Annotated in this window: 16 protein-coding genes, 2 tRNA genes and 1 pseudogene; 15 read left to right on the forward strand and 4 right to left on the reverse strand. The window is 65.8% G+C overall.

The features are described from left to right. Positions 1-74: 74 nt before the first annotated feature. Positions 75-659, forward strand: coding sequence for a hypothetical protein (locus A8G00_RS04590; protein WP_103000179.1), 585 nt, complete (start codon positions 75-77; stop codon positions 657-659). Positions 660-733: 74 nt separating this feature from the next. Next, complete coding sequence (locus A8G00_RS04595; RefSeq protein WP_103000180.1) at positions 734-1,366, forward strand: VOC family protein; 633 nt, start codon at positions 734-736, stop codon at positions 1,364-1,366. A 679-nt stretch (positions 1,367-2,045) separates the two neighbouring features. Here the strand turns inward: A8G00_RS04595 and A8G00_RS25545 are convergent. From A8G00_RS25545 to A8G00_RS04605, 3 genes and pseudogenes are all read right to left on the reverse strand, one after another. Then, positions 2,046-2,357: a hypothetical protein gene (locus A8G00_RS25545; RefSeq protein WP_253257920.1), complete on the reverse strand. Its 312-nt coding sequence runs from the start codon at positions 2,355-2,357 to the stop codon at positions 2,046-2,048. Between the two features lie 59 nt (positions 2,358-2,416). Beyond that, positions 2,417-2,614 (reverse strand): annotated as a pseudogene (locus A8G00_RS25835) (integrase arm-type DNA-binding domain-containing protein); the annotation flags it as partial. A 210-nt stretch (positions 2,615-2,824) separates the two neighbouring features. Beyond that, a tRNA-Gln gene (locus tag A8G00_RS04605) sits at positions 2,825-2,899 on the reverse strand. 128 nt (positions 2,900-3,027) lie between these two features. On the opposite strand from A8G00_RS04605, the gene A8G00_RS04610 reads away from it, so the two are divergent. From A8G00_RS04610 to A8G00_RS04620, 3 genes are all read left to right on the forward strand, one after another. Continuing rightward, a complete protein-coding gene (locus A8G00_RS04610; RefSeq protein ID WP_025550834.1) occupies positions 3,028-3,549 on the forward strand; it encodes a MarR family winged helix-turn-helix transcriptional regulator in 522 nt (173 codons plus the stop codon). A 74-nt stretch (positions 3,550-3,623) separates the two neighbouring features. Next, positions 3,624-3,938, forward strand: coding sequence for a hypothetical protein (locus tag A8G00_RS04615; RefSeq protein WP_103000182.1), 315 nt, complete (start codon positions 3,624-3,626; stop codon positions 3,936-3,938). 107 nt (positions 3,939-4,045) lie between these two features. After that, entirely contained in the window at positions 4,046-4,930 is an 885-nt protein-coding gene (locus tag A8G00_RS04620; RefSeq protein WP_103000183.1) for a DMT family transporter, read from the forward strand. Positions 4,931-5,084: 154 nt separating this feature from the next. On the opposite strand, the gene A8G00_RS04625 is transcribed toward A8G00_RS04620, so the two are convergent. Then, positions 5,085-5,840 carry an enoyl-CoA hydratase-related protein gene (locus A8G00_RS04625; protein ID WP_025550838.1) on the reverse strand — a complete coding sequence of 252 codons (756 nt, stop codon included), beginning with the start codon at positions 5,838-5,840 and terminating at the stop codon, positions 5,085-5,087. 138 nt (positions 5,841-5,978) lie between these two features. Between A8G00_RS04625 and A8G00_RS04630 the strand changes: the two genes are divergently transcribed. The 10 genes from A8G00_RS04630 to nusG all read left to right on the forward strand — a co-directional run bounded on the left by A8G00_RS04630 (position 5,979) and on the right by nusG (position 13,994). Then, a complete protein-coding gene (locus A8G00_RS04630) occupies positions 5,979-6,968 on the forward strand; it encodes a bile acid:sodium symporter family protein (RefSeq protein ID WP_061936797.1) in 990 nt (329 codons plus the stop codon). A gap of 4 nt (positions 6,969-6,972) precedes the next feature. After that, positions 6,973-7,488 (forward strand): phosphoribosyltransferase, encoded by a 516-nt coding sequence (locus A8G00_RS04635; RefSeq protein ID WP_048577145.1) that lies wholly within the window; start codon positions 6,973-6,975, stop codon positions 7,486-7,488. A gap of 84 nt (positions 7,489-7,572) precedes the next feature. Further along, positions 7,573-8,730 carry an aromatic ring-hydroxylating dioxygenase subunit alpha gene (locus tag A8G00_RS04640; protein ID WP_103000184.1) on the forward strand — a complete coding sequence of 386 codons (1,158 nt, stop codon included), beginning with the start codon at positions 7,573-7,575 and terminating at the stop codon, positions 8,728-8,730. Further along, entirely contained in the window at positions 8,727-10,337 is a 1,611-nt protein-coding gene (locus A8G00_RS04645; protein WP_103000212.1) for an NAD(P)/FAD-dependent oxidoreductase, read from the forward strand. The genes A8G00_RS04640 and A8G00_RS04645 overlap by 4 nt, the downstream gene beginning before the upstream one ends. Before the next feature lie 64 nt (positions 10,338-10,401). Continuing rightward, a complete protein-coding gene (locus A8G00_RS04650; RefSeq protein WP_025550847.1) occupies positions 10,402-11,412 on the forward strand; it encodes an aspartate carbamoyltransferase catalytic subunit in 1,011 nt (336 codons plus the stop codon). After that, positions 11,409-11,585, forward strand: coding sequence for a hypothetical protein (locus tag A8G00_RS25020; RefSeq protein ID WP_172451774.1), 177 nt, complete (start codon positions 11,409-11,411; stop codon positions 11,583-11,585). Before A8G00_RS04650 ends, A8G00_RS25020 begins: the two co-directional genes overlap by 4 nt. Continuing rightward, positions 11,582-12,805, forward strand: a complete 1,224-nt coding sequence (locus tag A8G00_RS04655; protein WP_103000185.1) for a dihydroorotase family protein — start codon at positions 11,582-11,584, stop codon at positions 12,803-12,805. The genes A8G00_RS25020 and A8G00_RS04655 overlap by 4 nt, the downstream gene beginning before the upstream one ends. A gap of 170 nt (positions 12,806-12,975) precedes the next feature. Continuing rightward, positions 12,976-13,051 (forward strand) — tRNA-Trp (locus A8G00_RS04660). Positions 13,052-13,221: 170 nt separating this feature from the next. Then, the gene (secE, locus tag A8G00_RS04665; protein WP_025550848.1) at positions 13,222-13,428 is read left to right on the forward strand and encodes a preprotein translocase subunit SecE; all 207 of its coding nucleotides are present in this window, start codon (positions 13,222-13,224) and stop codon (positions 13,426-13,428) included. A 29-nt stretch (positions 13,429-13,457) separates the two neighbouring features. Continuing rightward, positions 13,458-13,994, forward strand: coding sequence for a transcription termination/antitermination protein NusG (nusG, locus tag A8G00_RS04670; protein ID WP_007683610.1), 537 nt, complete (start codon positions 13,458-13,460; stop codon positions 13,992-13,994). Positions 13,995-14,039 lie beyond the last annotated feature (45 nt).

Here is a 14,039-nt window from a genome sequence, read left to right on the forward strand (position 1 = left end):
GCAAGCTGACATCGGCCCGCGAAGCGGATATGATGAAACGATTCACGGTTTAAATCGCATTTCAGGAGACGGACATGAAATATGACATTCGCTTGTTGACCAAGGCGGCCGACGATCTGCTGAGGAAAGTCACCAATCCCCGGCATCGCAAGATATTGATCAATTACCGCCGCCACGCCATTTTGGAGGTCTGCGGGCGGTATGAGGAGATACTTGCGGAAGACCTGACGGTCGAGAACCCCGATTATCTGATGTATGTCGGCGGCGCGCCCATTCCCTATAGCGGCCGGGACCGGGTCGAAGCTCTCTACGGTTCGATGGTCAAGACCAATATCTGCGTCATGATGTTCGAAAATGAACTGCTTCGCGTCGACGATACGGGTTTCTCCACCAGGGTCACCTTCCATATCTTCATGCCGGCCGCGATCGCGATCCATTTCGGCGCTCCGATCGAAGCCCATCAGCTTGACGAGATGGTCATCCAGACGACCGACCGGATCATGGTCTGGGACTATAATGAGGATTGCAAGCTGACGGGCGAGAATATCTGGGTCGGCGGCGCCAGCTACCGCATCTGCCCGCCGGACGAGGTGATCACCATCGAAGAGTGCAATCGGATTCTCATGCCGCTGATCGACAAGGTTCCCGAGCCGGGTTGAACCGGCGCAACCGACGGGCCGAGCGGCCGCCAATGGCTGCCCGACGTCGAAAACCGCGATAGGAGTATGCAATAATGACTGGAAGCACCGCGCCCGAATGGCCGAACGGGGTCAGGGCGCTCAACAAGCTGTCCGCCCCGATCCGGCAGATCGGCGTCATCGTCCGCGACATCGACTCCGCCATGCGCTATTGGAGCGAATTGACCGGCGTCGGCCCGTTCGTGGTTTTCCGGAACCTCGCCCTGGACGATGACTATCGCTATCGCGGCCGCTTGTCGAAGCCCCCCGTCGTGGACCTCGCGCTCGGCTATTCGGGAGCCATCCAGTTCGAGCTCATCCAACAGCTCAACGATGCCCCCAGCGGTTTTCTGGACTATATCGCAGCCGGGCAGGAAGGCATGCAGCATGTCTCGCCGCAATTCGCCTCACCGGAGGAATATGACGCGGCTTATGCGCATCTCTGCGGCAACGGGCTGGAGGTAGTTCATGAGGGGCGGATGAAGGACACGCCGTTCCGAATCGCTTATTTCTCCCTGCCCGGCGGCGGATTTCCACAATATGAGATCAGCGAGGTCCGCCATCCATCGATGGTGCCCGCCTTCGACCGCATTCAGCAATTGAACGAGGAATGGGACGGCACGACTCCGGCCGTGATCGAGATCATGGACATGGCGGAAATGGGTAAGGTTCTGGGATTAGAACCTTAGCTCGTCTTTGCACGATCCGGTGGCGAAGTCGAGTGCCAGGACTACGCGCAAGTCTCAGGGAGTGTTGATGAATGTCTCCGAACCAGAACTGGAGGCCGGCGGCCATTGCGTTACCGAATGTGCCGCATCGACTGCCCGCATTACGGACATTGGGCTCTCGGCTTTCTTCCCAAGGTACGGAAGCCGCTCGAAGAGCTGAGCCTCTATAGTCACGGCATGATAAGGAAAATCAACTCCGCTTCCAGCTCTTTCGGCATGGGCACCGCCGTTATTGGCGATCCACAGAAAGTAGGCGACTGACTCGCTCAGACGGCGCGGCATGGATAACCGCGTTTTGGTCGGCGGCCGACCGGCAGCTATTCCGCTGTCAGGCCGGCTGCTCAAGCCTGGATGACTGACCGCCTTCGGGAATGGTCGGCAATTGCACCACCCCCCTGCCAGAACCGCGTAACGCAGCGTCGCCATGTCGTCGTTCACGAGCCGGGGCGCATGCGTGACGCTTGCCGTTTCACCCCCGGCATGTTCGAGATGCCAATGATAATCGCGCGACGCCGGCCTCAGGACGACGCTGGGCAAGCGATTGAGATCGGCTGGAGAGGAGAGCGCCCTAGCAAAATGACCGCATGATCACAGTGGCCGACTTTGCGCATTCGAGTTCCTCCAGGCTGAGCTTGCGGACTCATGGCGTCTCAGGAAAGCGCAGGTCGCTGAGGCCCCTAGCATGATCGACCGCCAAACCGACTTCCTTGTCGCGCAAAGATGCCGCCCATCCAAAAACCCCTTCAGTTCGGCCGGGTCGGTTCGCACGAGCCTGCGCTGTCTTCCCCTTCGCTTCCCCCAGGGCAATCAGATCGTCCTTCGTCACATCATGAATGGCCTTGGCCAACTTGGGTTCGACATAACGGGCGAATATGGTGATCCTGCCCGATATGGTCCGCGGCTTGTTCTTTCGTTTGGACCGTGAAATTCGACCCTTCTGGACGGCTTCCATGCGAGATCATGGGCCAGCTTGACCGCCATCGTGGCAAGCCGCTCCGCCTCCCGCCAAGCATCGCGCGGATCAATACCACTTTCAATCGCGACATTGAGTTCCCCTGCCCACTTCCGTGCAGCCGCGATGGCAAACGCCGGATAAGAATCGAGCGTTCGCCTCAGAAAGGCGCTTCGGGGGTATCCAGCGCATATATTCCATGTCTTCCTGCCGCTCAGCAGTAGTTGGACCGAAAGCCCGGGCGTCAGGGGGGGCATTGAGGGAACCCTTCACCAATCCATCGATCAGCGAGGGGGTAAGCGTAGGCATGCGAGTCATAGCCCGATATCCTGGTCGGCCCCTCCCTCGATGAAAGCGCGATAAAAGAGGAGTCAAATCCGGCCCAAATGAGGCGAACCGGGCCAACTCTCTTCTACGATGATTCTGACACAAGTCATGGGAAACGGGCCAAATCTAGAGGATTCAGCTGGCTGGGGCGGCAGGATTCGAACCTGCGCATGGCGGTACCAAAAACCGCTGCCTTACCGCTTGGCTACGCCCCAGCATCGCCCGGACATCGCCGGCGCGGACCGCCATATAGCGCCTGTTGCGCGAAAGGAAAGCCTAGTCATTATTTTCCGGAACCGCCAATATGCGCGCGCCCTTTCCTCTCAGCCTGGAACCGACCGGCATGTCCGCGCCCCATTCCCCATCCCCCGTCCCGACATCCCAGATCGCGCCCGCTTCACCGCTTTTCCTGCGCGAGGATGAGATCCGGCGCGGCATAGAGATGCTCTATTTCGGCTATTCCGCGCTGACCCGCTCGATCGACGAAGGGCTCGCCGCGCAGGGGCTGGGCCGGGCGCATCACCGCGCCCTCTATTTCATCTCGCGCCAGCCCGACCTGACCGTCAAGGACCTGCTGCGCCTGCTCGCCATCACCAAGCAGTCGCTGGGCCGCGTGCTCAACGACCTGATCGAGCAGGGTTATATCGAAACCCGGCAGGGCGCCAGCGACCGGCGGCAGAAATTGCTGCGGCTGAGCCCGGCCGGCGTCGCGCTGGAAGCGGAGCTGTTCCGCGCCCTGCGGGAAAAGATGGCCGCCGCCTACGCCCAGGCGGGGCAGGGCTCCGTCACCGGCTTCTGGCGCGTGCTGGAGGGGCTGATTCCCGATCAGGACCGGTCCATGGTGTTCGGCCTGCGCGGCCGGTGAAGGATCGTTGCGCAACCTTATCGCCGCAGGGGCGCTTATCTGCTCTTTGTTGAAGGCAAGATAAGGGTGAACCCATGCGCACATCATTCCTGACCGCCATGTCGGCGCTGACCGTCCTCGGCGCATCGGCCTGTTCGGAAAAGGCAGCCGACAATCTGGAAAATGCCGGCTCCGCGATCGGCAGCGACGTCGGCAATACGGTCGACCGGGCGGGTGACAGGATCGACCGCGGCCTGGACGAGGCGGGCAATGCGATAGACGAAGGTTCCGGCCGCCTCGGCGCGGCCATGGACAATGCCTCCCGCGATGCGGAGCGGGAGGCGCGCGAAGCGAAGCGGGATGTCGGCGCGGCGATGGAACGCGCGGGCAACGACATCCGCAACGACTGACGGCACGGAAAAGAACTGGGGAAAGGGATCGGAAAAAACGCCGCGCCCTGCCGACCGGACGGGAGCGGCGCTTGACCTGAGCGGCCATCCGCAGCACCAGCGACGGCATGCACGGCGCCGCACCCGAAACCCCCTCCCGGCTGATGATCGGGCGCCCGGAACTGGCGCTGATCGGCATCACCCTGCTGTGGGGCGGCACCTTCCTGATCGTGCATCAGGCGATGCGGCACAGCGGACCGCTGTTCTTCGTCGGACTGCGCTTCGGCACCGCCGCGCTGATCGCCCTCCCCCTCGCCCTGCCGGTCTTGCGCGGCGTCACGCGGCGGGAATGGCTGGCGGGGACGATGATCGGCTGCGGCATCTTCACCGGCTATACGCTCCAGACCTGGGGCCTGCGGACGATCCCCAGCAGCACCTCCGCCTTCATCACGGCGGCCTATGTGCCGCTGGTCCCCATCCTGCAATGGATCGTCCTGCGCAGGCGGCCGCGCCTCGCAAGCTGGATCGGCGTGGCGCTGGCCTTCGCCGGCCTGCTGCTGATCGCCGCGCCGCGGGACGGGCTGTCGCTCGGCCGGGGGGAGGCGCTGACGCTCATCAGCACGCTCGCCATCGCGCTGGAGATCATCTTCATCAGCCTCTGGGCGGGCCGCGTCGATGTGGCGCGGGTGACGTTCATCCAGTTGGCGGTGACGTCCCTGCTCGCCTTCGCCTGCATGGTTCCGGCCGGAGAGGCCGCCCCGCCCATCAACTGGATCGTCATGCTGTCGGCCTGCGGGCTGGGCCTGATGACGGCGCTGATCCAGCTCGTGATGAACTGGGCGCAGCGCAGCGTGTCGGCCACCCGTGCAACGCTGATCTATGCCGGAGAGCCCGTCTGGGCGGGCCTGATCGGCTGGATCGCGGGCGACCGCCTGCCCGCCAGCGCCCTGCTGGGCGGCGCGCTGGTGGTCGCCGCCGTCATCGTCAGCGAAATCCGCTTCGGCACGCCTTAGAGCGCGCCGGGAGCAGCCGACCCGCAGCCGATCCGATGCAGCCATAGCGGAATCCTCCGCAGCGGCGGGACGCTAAGAGCATCGTGCGCAAAAGCGGGAACCGGTTTTGCGCACGATGCGCGCGCGGCCAGCGCAGGATTTAACGCAGCGCGCTCTAGCGGCGGAACACCGGCGCGCGCTTCTCGAAGAAGGCGGCGAACGCCTCCTGCGCCTCGGCGGATTGCATCGTCTGCTGGAACAGGCGCGCCTCCTCCTCGATCCGCTGGTTCAGCGCCGCCGGATCGCCCTTCATCAGCCGGCGCGTCGCGGCAAGCGCCTGGGGCGGCTTGGTCATCAGCAACGCCGCCTTCTGCCGGGCATGGTCCAGCAGCGCGTCTGCCGGGACGATCGCCGTGACGAAACCCGCATGGTCGGCGGTCTGCGCATCCATCGGCTCGCCCAGAAGCAGCATCGACGCCGCCTTGGCATAGCCCAATATGGCCGGCGCCAGCAGGCTCGAGCCCGCCTCCGGCACGATCCCCAGATTGACGAAGGGCATGATGAACCGCACGTCGGGGCTCGCATAGACCAGGTCGCAATGGAACAGCATGGTCGTCCCCACCCCCACGGCCAGACCCTGCACGGCGGCGACCACCGGCTTGTCGAAGGCGGCGATGGCGCGGATGAAGGCGAAGGCCGCCTCCCCGCCCTGCGGACCGGACATGAAATCCTTAAGGTCGTTCCCCGCGCAGAAGGCGTCGCCCTTGCCCGCGAACAGCACGGCGCCGATCCCGTCCCGCGCGGATGCGTCGGCCAGCGCGGCGGTCATGGTGCGGTACATGTCGGCGGTCAGCGCATTCTTCTTTTCCGGCCGGTCGATGTGGATTTCGACGACGCCCTGATTTTCGACAATGGCTATCCCTTCGCTCACGACCGGAGTCTCCTTGCTGTTCTTCCGCCCTTGTCACGGATGTCACCGGTGTCGCGGGCCTCTTGGTTCGTCGCGACTGTTGGCGCATCGGCACGAGCGCGTCTATCCTTTTCCGTCCATCCTGCCTAAAGGCGACCCATGCAACGCCTGCGCGAGATACTGGACCCCTTCCTGCTGCTGCTGATCGGCACGGTGGCGCTCGCCTCCCTGCTGCCCGCCCGCGGAGAAGCCGCCGGCCTGGCCGGGGCGGCGGCCGATGCGGGCATCGTCCTGCTTTTCTTCCTGCACGGCGCCAAGCTGTCGCGGGAGGCGATCTGGAATGGCGCCCGGGCCTGGAAACTGCATCTGGCGACCCTGGGAACGACCTTCGCGGTCTTTCCCCTGATCGGCCTGGCGACTCAGCAGGCGGCGGCGATCCCGCCTTCGATGCGGGCGGGGCTGCTGTTCCTGACGCTGCTGCCCTCCACGGTACAATCCTCGATCGCCTTCACCGCCATTGCGCGGGGCAATGTCGCGGCGGCGGTGGTCAGCGCATCCTTCTCCAACCTGCTGGGCATCGTCCTGACGCCGCTGCTGGTCGCGCTGACGATGGAAAAAAACGGGACGGGCGGCCTGATCTCGCTCTCTTCGGTCGAGGACATCGTGCTGCAACTGCTGCTGCCCTTCGTCATCGGCCACCTGTCCCGGCCATGGATCGGCGGCTTCGTCAGCCGACACAGGGCGATGCTGGGGCGGGTGGATCGCGGATCGATCCTGCTGGTGGTCTATTCCGCCTTCAGCGCGGCGGTGGTGGAAGGATTGTGGCAGAAGGTGTCGCGCGGCGAATTGCTGCTGCTGGCGGCGATCTGCATCGCCATGCTGGTCGTCGTGCTGGTCTTCACCTTCCTGCTGGGACGGCTGCTCGGCCTGTCGCGGGAGGACGCGATCGTGCTGCAATTCTGCGGATCGAAGAAAAGCCTGGCGTCGGGCGTGCCCATCGCCGGGGTGCTGTTCCCCGCCAGTGCGGTGGGGCCGATCCTGCTGCCGGTCATGCTGTTCCACCAGATACAGTTGATGGCCTGCGCCTTCCTCGCCCGCCGCTACGGCGCGGCGGCGGATGCCGAAACCCGTCTGGCGGCGGCGGGCTGACGCGATGGGCCAGCCGATCCTGACCCCCGTCACCATGGATGCGTTCCTGGCCCAGATCGATGCGCTGGCCCGCGCCCTGGCGGCGTCGCAATGGCGGCCCGATTATCTGGTGGGCATCGGACGCGGCGGCCTGGTGCCCGCCACCTATCTCAGCCATGCGACCGGCCTCGCCATGCTGTCGGTCGACCTGTCGGCGAAGCTGCCCGATTTCGGAGAGGCGCTGCTGGCCGGCCTGGCGCAGCGCGTGGCGACAGGCGAAACGCTGCTGTTCGTCGACGACATCAACGACAGCGGACGGACGATCAATGCCGTCCGCAATGCCCTGGCGGCCGCTCCCGCCGCAGGGGTGCGCTTCGCGGTCCTGATCGACAATATCCGGTCCGCCGCCACGGTGGACTATCGCGCGGAAACGATCGACCGGGACGCGACGAAGGACTGGTTCGTCTTTCCGTGGGAGGCGGTGGCCAGCCGGGACAGCATATTGGCCGACTGGGGCGAGGTGCCGGAAAGAACGGCTTAGGACAGGTCCGACCGCCGCCATTGCCGGAAAAACGAGGTTGTTATACATACGTAAAATCTATCGGCTGGGGTGGGGCGCGGGATAGTGGAGGAAGGCGGGCAACTGGCGGACCCGGACGCGGCATGGAACCTGCCGGCATGGACCTATCGCGATCCCGAATTTTTCGAGCTGGAGCTGCGCCGGATATTCCGCCCCTCCTGGCAGATCGTGGCGCATGAAAGCGACATTCCCGCTCCCGGCGATTTCCGCACGCTGGACTATATCGGGGAAAGCGTCATCCTGATCCGGGGCGGGGACGGCGTCATCCGCGCCTTCGCCAATGTCTGCCGCCATCGCGGCGCGCGGATCGTGGACGCCGCCGCGGGCTGCGCCAGGAAGCTCACCTGCCCCTATCATGGCTGGACCTATGACGACCTGGGCCGCCTGACCGGGGTGCCGCTGAAGGCCGGCTACGACTTCGACCCCGCCCGCCATGGGCTCCACGCCGTGGAGGTCGAGGATTTCCACGGCTTTCTCTTCGTCAGGCTGGAGGATGACGGCGGCCCCCGCGTCGCGGAGATGATGGCGCCCCATGGTCAGGAGATCGCGGCCTATCGCTTCGCGGACTTGAGGGCCATGGGGCGCATGACGCTGCGGCCCCGCGCGGTGAACTGGAAGATCATCGGGGACAATTATTCGGACGGGCTGCATATTTCGGTCGCGCATCCCGGACTGCGGCGCCTGATGGGGGATGGCTATCGGGTGGAAGCCGGCGCCCATGCCGACCGGATGTGCGGGCCGATCCTCCGCCAGCCCTCCTCCAACCCGTCCGAGCGGGCCTATCAGCATTTCCTGCCGCGCATACCGCATCTGGGGGATGAGCGGCAGCGGCTTTGGACCTATTTCAGGCTGTGGCCCAATATCGCCTTCGACATATATCCCGACCAGGTGGACTTCATGCAGTGGCTGCCGCTGTCCCCCACCCGATCGCTGATCCGGGAGGTTCCCTATGCGATTCCTGACGAGCGGCGGGAAATGAAGGCCGCCCGCTACCTCAACTGGCGGATCAACCGGCGGGTGAATGCGGAGGACAGCGCCCTGCTGGACCGGGTGCAGGCGGGCCTTTCCTCGGACAGCTTCACCGTCGGCCCCCTGTCGACGCAGGAGGTGGCGCTCCGCCATTTCTGCGCGCGGATGCGGCGGATCATTCCGCAGGCGCGGCTGCATCGCGCCCCGGCCCCGGGATGGAGCCGGGCGGCATGACCGGGGCCTATGACGCGGTCATCATCGGCGGCGGGCATAACGGGCTGGTCTGCGCCTTCTATCTGGCGCGGGCCGGCTACCGGGTGCGGATACTGGAACGGCGCGCCATCGTGGGCGGCGCCGCCGTGACGGAGGAGTTCCACCCCGGCTTCCGCAATTCGGTGGCAAGCTACACGGTCAGCCTGCTCCACCCCAAGGTGATAAGCGACATGCGGCTGGCCGAACATGGCTATCGCGTGCTCGAACGGCCGATCAGCAATTTCTTCCCCCAGCCGGACGGCCGCTATCTGAAGCTGGGCGGCGGGCTGGAGCGGACGCAGGCGGAATTCGCGAAGTTCAGCCAGAAAGACGCCGCCACCCTCCCCGCTTATTATGACGCGCTGGAGGTGGTGGCGGACCTGCTGCGCGACATGACGCTGAAGGCGCCGCCCAATGCGGGCGACGGGCTGGCGATGATCGCCGCCGCGCTCCGGCAGGGACGGCGGATGGGCAGCCTGACGCTGGAACAGCAGCGCGACGTGCTGGAACTGTTCACCCGCTCGGCACGCGGCTTCCTCGACGGCTGGTTCGAGAGCGAGGCGGTGAAGGCCGCCTTCGGCTTCGACGCGATCGTGGGCAACTATGCCTCCCCCGACGCGCCGGGCAGCGCCTATGTGCTGCTGCACCATGTCTTCGGGGAGGTGAACGGGAAGAAGGGCGCCTGGGGCCACAGCGTCGGCGGCATGGGCACGATCACCCGGATCATGGCGCAGGTGGTGCGTGGCCTGGGCGTGGAAATCAGCCTGGAGGCGCCGGTCGCATCCGTGCTGGTCGACGGCAGGCGCGCCGTGGGCGTCCGGCTGGAAAGCGGCGAGGAGGTGATGGGCAGGGCCGTCATCGCCAATGTCGGACCGAAACTGCTCTACGAGCGGCTGATGGACCCCGCCGACCTGCCGCCGGATTTCCTGAGGCGCATCCGCGGGTTCAAAACGGCGTCGGGCACCTTCCGCATGAATGTCGCGCTGTCGTCCCTGCCCGACTTCACCTGCCTGCCCGGCATGGGCGAACATCACCAGTCGGGCATCATCATCGCGCCCACGCTCGACTATATGGACCGCGCCTATATGGACGCGAAGCGCGAAGGCTGGTCGCGCGAGCCGATCGTGGAGATGCTGATCCCCTCGACCGTGGACGAAAGCCTCGCCCCGGCCGGCTGCCATGTGGCCAGCCTCTTCTGCCAGCAATTCGCGCCGGTCCTGCCCGACGGACGCCGTTGGGACGATGAGCGGGAGGCGGCGGCGGATCGCATCGTCGCCACGGTCGACGCCCATGCGCCCGGCTTCGCCCGATCGGTGATCGCGCGGGACATTCTCTCCCCGCTCGACCTCGAACGGAAATTCGGGCTGGTCGGCGGCGACATCATGCATGGCAACATGACCCTGGACCAGCTCTGGGCGGCGCGCCCGGTCCTGGGCCACGGCGCCTATCGCGGACCCCTGAAGGGCCTCTACATGTGCGGCGCGGGCACCCATCCGGGCGGCGGCGTGACCGGCGCGCCCGGCCACAATGCCGCGCGGGAGGTGATGAAGGACGGCACGCTGCTGGGCCGCTGGCTCGGACGGGGCTGAACCTGCCTCGCAGGAAGGGGAGCATACTTGCCCTCTTCCCCACCCTCGCCTAAAGCGTCGGCTCATGCCCGACATCCCCGTTTCCTCCACCCAGTCCGATCTTGAAGGGGGCGACCTGACCGGCCGGGCGCTGTTCCCGCATCGGCATCTGCTCTCCATCGCGGACCTCAAGCCATGGGAAATCCGCTTCCTCCTCGATGAGGCGGAACATTGGGCCAGGAGCAACCGGGGCGGCGCGCGCAAGCATGACGACCGGCTGGCCGGCATGACCCAGATCAACGCCTTTTTCGAAAACAGCACGCGCACGCTGCTGTCCTTCGAGATCGCGGGCAAGCGCCTGGGCGCCGACGTCGTCAACATGCATGCCGGCCAGTCCAGCGTGAAGAAGGGCGAAACGCTGATCGACACCGCCATGACGCTCAACGCCATGGCCGCCGATGTGATCGTCATCCGCCACGCCAGCTCCGGCGCGGTCGCGCTGATCGCGGACAAGGTCGACTGCCCGGTGCTGAACGCGGGCGACGGCTGGCACCAGCATCCGACCCAGGCCCTGCTCGACGCCCTCACCATCCGCCGGCGCAAGGGCGGGTTCGAAGGGCTGATCGTCGCGATCTGCGGCGACGTGCTGCACAGCCGGGTGGCGCGCTCGAACATGCTCTGCCTCGCGGCCCTCGGCGCGCAGGTCCGCGCCGTCGCCCCGCCGACGCTGATGCCGCCGGAGGTCGAGATGCTGGGCGCGACGCCCTACACCCGCATGGACGAAGGGCTGGAGGGCGCGGACGTCGTCATGATGCTGCGGCTCCAGAATGAACGGATGGACGGCGCCTTCATCCCCTCCCCGCGCGAATATCACATGCTCTACGGACTGACGCCGGAACGGCTGGCCATCGCCAGACCCGACGCGCTGGTGATGCACCCCGGCCCGATGAACCGGGGCGTGGAGATCGCCAGCGTCGTCGCCGATCACCCGCAACGCTCCGCCATCACGGAACAGGTGGAAATGGGCGTCGCCATCCGCATGGCCTGCCTGGACGTGCTGACCAGAGGCGCGCGCGGCGTGGAGGGTTGGGCATGACGAGCCCCTCTCTCGTCATCCCCGCCCGTTCCTTCGCCACGTCCGCCCGCTCCTCAGTCATCCCCGCCCCCTTCCCCGTCATTCCCGCGAAGGCGGGAACCCATCTCCCACCCCGTCCCGACACGCTGGGCAGAGGGAATGAAGGCATCGGCGCCAAGGCAGATCCGAAATGACCACACTCGCCATCATCAACGGAAAGCTGGCCGACCCCGCAGGCAATGACCTCGCCACCGGCGTCATCCTGATCGAGGATGACCGCATCACGGCGGCAGGCGACGTCGCGATACCGGCCGGCGCCGAAACCATCGACGCGGCGGGCCTCGTCGTCGCGCCCGGCCTCGTCGACCTCGGCGTTTTCGCCACCGACAAGCCGGCCTTCCACTTCGGCGGCATCACCCGCGCCGCGCTGATGCCCGATCAATCCTCCCCGCTGGACGATGCCGGCCTCATCCGCCAGGCGACGCGGGCGGGCAAGCCCGACTTCTGGGTCCACCCCATCGCGGCGGCCACCCGCGGCCTGAAGGGGGCCGAGCTGGCGGAGATCGGCATGATGCAGGCCGCAGGGGCGAAGGCGGTCGGCACCGGACGCCAGTGGATCGCCGATTCCGGCGTGATGATGCGCGTGCTGTCCTATGCCTCGGGCCTTGGCCTCACCGTCATCACCCATGCGGAGGATAGCGGCCTTGCGGGCAAGGCCGTGGCGACCAGCGGCGAAACGGCGACGCGGCTCGGCCTGCCCCACGCGCCCGCCTGCGCCGAAGCGATGGCCATCGCCCGCGACATCATGCTGGCGCGGGTGACCGGCGGCGCGATCCATTTCCGGCTGGTGACGACCCGGGCGGGTTTCGACCTGATCCGCGCGGCCAGGGCGGATGGCCTCAGGATCACCTGCGGCATCAGCCCGGCCTATCTCTTCCTCTCCGACAATGCGGTGACGGATTTCCGCACCTTCGCGCGCCTCTCCCCGCCGCTGCGGTCGGAGGACGACCGGAAGGCCGCGATCGAAGCGGTCGCGGACGGCACCGTCGACGTCATCACGTCCAGCCACGATCCCCGCGGGCCGGAGGACAAGCGCCTGCCCTTCGCGGACGCCGCCCCCGGCATGGCCGGCGCGGAAACGCTGCTCGCCCTGTCGCTCAACCTGGTGCGGGACGGGCATGTGACGCTCAACCGGCTGATGACCCTGCTCAGCGCCAATCCGGCAAGGATCTTGGGCGTCAACGGCGGCAGCTTCGCGGCGGGCAGCGCCGCCGACCTGATCTTCATCGACCCGGACGCGCCGTGGATCGTGGATTCGGGGAAGATGGCCGCCCAGGCCGGAAACACGCCGTTCGACCGCATGCCCGTGCAGGGCCGCGTGCGCAGGATCATGAAGGGCGGGAATTTCCTCTAGGGCGATCTCCAGTGAAATGGCCCATTCCAAGGCTCGGAAATCACGGCAGGCAGGGGAAAACCGAGGGCATGTTCCGATTCCATCCATTCGGAACATGCCCTCGGTTTTCCCGCTTGCTCTCCCCGGCGGGCCACGCTAAAGCGCCCTCCTTCGCTGGCCCCGGCCAGTGCAGGAGTGTAGCTCAGTTGGTAGAGCGTCGGTCTCCAAAACCGAATGCCGGGGGTTCGAGTCCCTCCACTCCTGCCAAGCGAACTGGCCGCGAAACCTTGAAATATCGGGGGTTCGCGGCTAGCTGTGCTTGACGAAGCATGGGTCGCGGAGCGCGGCCGCACCCCCGGACGCCGAACAGGGCGGGATCGGGAGGGCGGACTGTTGCTTCGCGCTTTGGTGTTTGTTGGAAGGATTTGGTGCGGGCGATGGCGAAGGTTTCTCCGGGCGAATTCGTCAATCAGGTGAAGACCGAAGCGTCGAAGATCGTGTGGCCCACGGGCCGCGAAACGATCATGACCGGCGTGATGGTGGTCATCATGACCTCGCTGCTGGGCCTGTTCTTCTTCGGCATCGACACCTTCTTCGGCGCGATCGTCCAGTGGCTGCTGGCGTTCGCCGCCGGACAGGCCTGACGACGAAACTGGGAGTTTGACAGGATAACATGGCGCGCTGGTACATCATCCACGCCTATTCGGGCTTCGAGAACAAGGTCAAGGAATCGATCCTGTCCGAAGCCGAGCGCATGGGCCTCTCCCAGCTGGTCGAACAGGTGGAAGTCCCCACCGAGACCGTGACGGAGGTGAAGCGCGGCAAGAAGGTGCAGGTCGAGCGCAAGTTCATGCCCGGCTATGTCCTCGCCAAGCTGGCGATGAACGACGACATCTACCATCTCGTCAAGAACACGCCGAAGGTGACGGGTTTCCTGGGGTCCAGCGGCAAGCCGCAGGCCATCAGCGAGGCGGAGGCCGCCCGCTATTTCGGCGCGCAGAAGGCCGCCGAAGCCGCGCCCAAGCACAAGATCAACGTCGATTACGAGATCGGCGACAGCGTCAAGGTGCTGGACGGCCCCTTCGCCAGCTTCAACGGCACGGTCGAGGAACTGGATTTCGAAAAGAACCGGGTCAAGGTGTCGGTGTCGATCTTCGGCCGCGCCACCCCGGTCGAACTGGACTTCGAACAGGTCGAACTGTCGAAGTGATTTTCACGTCATCCCAGCGAAAGCTGGGATCTCGTGCCCCAGGCC

Source organism: Sphingobium sp. SA916 (assembly GCF_002894065.1).
GTDB lineage: Bacteria > Pseudomonadota > Alphaproteobacteria > Sphingomonadales > Sphingomonadaceae > Sphingobium > Sphingobium fuliginis.